Raw genomic sequence first — 3,372 nt, 5'->3', positions numbered from 1 at the left:
GCCAGCAGGCGGCGGACATCGGAGGCAGGGACGTGGCCTTCCACGACGTAGCCGCCGACCGTGGCCGTGTGGCAGGACTGGAGCTTGTCCGGCACGCCGTTGACCGCCTTCACCGCCTGCAGGTCCGCGACCTCATGGACGGTCGCCTCGAAGCCCGCCGCGCGCATGTGCCTGACCCATCCCTCGCAGCAGCCGCAGCTCGGGTCTTTCCACACTTGGAGTGCTGGGCCCTGGGCCCGAACTACGCTGACGGGCAGCGCCGCAGCAGCCAGCCCGAAACCAAGGAGGGAGCGCCGGGCGGCGCCGCCCCTGAACCCCTTGCTCATGACATCGCGCCCTGGAAGCTGCTGATTGTGCTCTTGCCGTTCGCCTGTCGCAGGCTCCCGTCCTGACCGGCGTCATGGCCGCCGGCGGCGCAGTGGTCGCCTTCGGCAATCTCGTCGAGGATCGGGCACTCCGGCCGGTCGTCACCGTGGCAAGCGTCAGCCATACGCTCCAACGCCTCGCACATCCGGGTCATCTCGGCGACTTTGGCGCGCATTTCGGCCGCATGCTCGGTGGCAATGCGCTTCACGTCGGCGCTCGCACGATCCTCGTCCTGCCAGAGGCCAATGAGCCGCTTTATGCTGTCCAGCGGCAGGCCGAGGTCCCGCGCCCTCCGAACGAAGCGGAGGGTACCAATGTCCTGCTCCGAGTACACGCGGTAGCCCGCCTCAGTCCGCCCCGCCGCGGGAAGGAGGCCCACGCTCTCGTAGTACCTCAGCATCTTCGCGGAGACGCCGGACGCCTTCGCGGCCTGTCCGATGTTCATGGGGACCTCCTTTTCAAGGCACCGCAGTCTTGGTCGCAGCCAAGGTGGAGATTCCCACAGTGGGAAGGTCAAGGCTCCCCCAGAGCTTCCCCATCTGGCAACTAATGGTCCTTGACCTTCCCATCATGGGAAACACCACCTTCCCGGTCACCTGAGCAACGAGGGCCCGCCACGCGGCCCAAACCGGGGCGGCAAGCATGAGCAGTCACCACACCAGTCACGGGCATTCGCACCAGCACGGGCCGGGCTGCGGCCACGACCATCATCACGGTCCCGGCCCGGCCGCTGACGCCGGGCTCGTCACAGATCCGGTCTGCGGGATGAAGGTCGATCCGGCCACCTCGAAGCACCGCTTGGAGCATGCCGGGACGACATTTCACTTCTGCTCAGCTGGGTGCCGGACGAAGTTCCAGGCTGACCCCGACAAATATCTGAAGCCGAAGGAGGCCGCCGCGGCCCCGCCTCCAGCTCCACGGAAGGGCACCATCTACACCTGCCCGATGCACCCCGAGATCCGGCAGGAGGGGCCCGGGAACTGCCCCATCTGCGGTATGGCGTTGGAGCCGCTGGACGTCACCGCTGAGGCCGCCCCCAACCACGAGCTGGCCGACATGACCCGCCGGTTCTGGATCGGGCTGGCCCTCACACTCCCCGTGGTGGTGCTGGAGATGGGGGCTCACATCCCTGGCCTCGGGCTCCATCACCTGGTGCCGCCCAGGATCTCAGTCTGGATCCAATTCCTGTTGGGGACCCCCGTCGTGCTTTGGGCCGGCTGGCCGTTCTTCATGCGCGGTTGGCAGTCGGTCGTGAACCGCAGCCTCAACATGTTCACGCTGATCGCCCTCGGGACCGGCGCCGCATACCTCTACAGCTTGGTGGCGACCTTCGCCCCCGGTGTCTTTCCGGAAGGCTTCCGGGGCATGGACGGCACGGTGGCCGTCTACTTCGAGGCAGCTGCTGTCATCACCGTGCTCGTCCTTCTCGGGCAGGTGCTAGAGCTGCGCGCCCGGGAGCAGACCGGCGGTGCCATCCGCGCCCTACTCAACATGGCGCCGAAGACCGCGCGGCGCCTCAAGGAGAATGGAGAGGATGAGGAGGTTCCCCTGGCGGACGTCCAGGCTGGCGACCGGCTGCGGGTGCGTCCGGGAGAGAGCGTGCCGGTGGACGGCGAGGTGCTGGAGGGGAGCGGCGCCGTGGACGAGTCCATGGTTACCGGCGAGTCCCTGCCGGTGGAGAAGGGGCCGGGTGCCAAGCTCATCGGCGGCACGGTGAACGGCACCGGCTCGCTGGTCATGCGGGCGGACAAGGTGGGATCCGACACCATGCTCTCGCGCATCGTGGCCATGGTCGCCGAGGCGCAGCGCAGCCGGGCGCCCATCCAGCGAATGGCCGACCAGGTGTCCGGCTACTTCGTCCCGGCGGTCATCGCCGTCGCGGTCCTGGCCTTCATCGCCTGGGCCGTCTGGGGCCCGTCACCGGCACTCTCCTACGGGCTGATCGCAGCCGTCTCAGTGTTGATCATCGCCTGTCCCTGCGCGCTCGGCCTGGCTACGCCCATGAGCATCATGGTGGGTGTTGGCAAGGGAGCCGGTGCGGGTGTGCTCATCAAGTCAGCTGAGGCGCTCGAGCGCATGGAGAAGGTCGACACCCTTGTCGTGGACAAGACCGGCACGCTGACTGAGGGCAAGCCCAAGGTCGTGGCCGTGGTCCCGGCACTGGGTCTGACCGAGGCCGAGGTGCTGCCCTTGGCGGCCAGCCTGGAGAGGTCGAGCGAGCACCCGCTGGCGGCGGCCATCGTGGCCGCGGCCCGGGAGCGCGGGGTCGAAATGTGGGAACCCGCCGAGTTCGACTCTGTGACCGGCAAGGGGGTCACCGGCACTGTCGGCGGACGGCGGGTGGCCCTGGGGAATGCCCGCCTAATGCAGGATCTCGGCGTGGACCTGGGCGGGCTGGCCACCACGGCGGACGAGCTCCGGCGCGAGGGAGGGACGGCGCTTTTCCTTGCGATAGACGGCAGGCCCGGTGGCGTTATCTCCGTAGCGGACCCAGTCAAGGCGACTACGCCATCCGCCCTGGAGAGCCTGCGCGCCGCGGGCGTCCACATCGTCATGCTGACCGGCGACAATCAAACGACGGCCGGTGCCGTTGCCCGGAAGCTCGGCATTGGCGAGTTCCAGGGCGACGTCCTCCCCGAGGACAAGCACCGCATCGTTCGCGATCTCAGGGCGCGATGTCATGAGCAAGGGGTTCAGGGGCGGCGCCGCCCGGCGCTCCCTCCTTGGTTTCGGGCTGGCTGCTGCGGCGCTGCCCGTCAGCGTAGTTCGGGCCCAGGGCCCAGCACTCCAAGTGTGGAAAGACCCGAGCTGCGGCTGCTGCGAGGGATGGGTCAGGCACATGCGCGCGGCGGGCTTCGAGGCGACCGTCCATGAGGTCGCGGACCTGCAGGCGGTGAAGGCGGTCAACGGCGTGCCGGACAAGCTCCAGTCCTGCCACACGGCCACGGTCGGCGGCTACGTCGTGGAAGGCCACGTCCCTGCCTCCGATGTCCGCCGCCTGCTGGC

Annotated in this window: 4 protein-coding genes; 2 read left to right on the top strand and 2 right to left on the bottom strand. The window is 68.5% G+C overall.

The genetic code is table 11. The annotated features are described in order from the left end of the window. Positions 1-167 (bottom strand): DUF411 domain-containing protein (locus ROTAS13_RS28270; protein ID WP_253187736.1); only part of this gene is annotated, 167 nt, incomplete at its 3' end. Positions 168-322: 155 nt separating this feature from the next. After that, complete coding sequence (gene cueR, locus ROTAS13_RS21520; protein WP_075823366.1) at positions 323-811, bottom strand: Cu(I)-responsive transcriptional regulator; 489 nt, start codon at positions 809-811, stop codon at positions 323-325. A gap of 197 nt (positions 812-1,008) precedes the next feature. Here cueR and ROTAS13_RS21515 point away from each other — a divergent pair, with 197 nt between their 5' ends. Continuing rightward, positions 1,009-3,240 (top strand): heavy metal translocating P-type ATPase, encoded by a 2,232-nt coding sequence (locus ROTAS13_RS21515; protein WP_281394523.1) that lies wholly within the window; start codon positions 1,009-1,011, stop codon positions 3,238-3,240. Beyond that, positions 3,206-3,372, top strand: a 167-nt coding sequence (locus ROTAS13_RS28265) for a DUF411 domain-containing protein (RefSeq protein ID WP_253187736.1), incomplete at its 3' end; no start/stop codon positions are given. The genes ROTAS13_RS21515 and ROTAS13_RS28265, both read left to right, overlap by 35 nt.

The sequence above is a fragment of the Roseomonas sp. TAS13 genome (genome assembly GCF_001950415.1).
Classification (GTDB): Bacteria; Pseudomonadota; Alphaproteobacteria; order Acetobacterales; family Acetobacteraceae; genus Roseomonas; species Roseomonas mucosa.
The sequence above is the reverse complement of the archived record's forward strand: the minus strand, read 5'-3'. Positions and strand labels throughout refer to the sequence as shown.

Excerpts from the sequence above, each read along its gene's own strand:
- cueR (WP_075823366.1), bottom strand. The coding sequence starts at position 811 with ATGAACATCGGACAGGCCGCGAAGGCGTCCGGCGTCTCCGCGAAGATG.
- ROTAS13_RS21515 (WP_281394523.1), top strand. The coding sequence starts at position 1,009 with ATGAGCAGTCACCACACCAGTCACGGGCATTCGCACCAGCACGGGCCG.